The 262-nt window shown below is 68.7% G+C and carries 1 protein-coding gene; it reads left to right on the top strand.

Translation table 11 applies throughout. The annotated features are described in order from the left end of the window. On the top strand, nucleotides 1-262 hold a 262-nt coding region (locus Q4528_RS14355), incomplete at both ends, for a GAF domain-containing protein (RefSeq protein WP_303522304.1).

Genomic DNA, 262 nt, shown 5'->3' with positions numbered 1-262 from the left:
CCCTGCTCCGGCACAAGAAGGCCGGCACCATCGCCAGCAGCGGCGCTACCGCCCAGGCCGTGGACGAACTCCAATACGACTACCAGGACGGACCCTGCCTCACGGCGGCCCGCACGCAGCAGCCGGTCCACGCCCCCGACTTCGCCACCGACGAACGTTGGCCCGAATACGCCAAGGCCATCCAGGAACATGGCCTCCACTCGGTGCTGGCCATCCCCTTCGACCTCGAGGGCCCCGACCGGGCTGCCTTGAACCTCTATGC

This window comes from Staphylococcus pasteuri (assembly GCF_030547725.1).
Classification (GTDB): Bacteria; Bacillota; Bacilli; order Staphylococcales; family Staphylococcaceae; genus Staphylococcus; species Staphylococcus pasteuri.
Note: the sequence above shows the minus strand (reverse complement) of the source record. Positions and strands in the feature narration are given on the sequence as shown.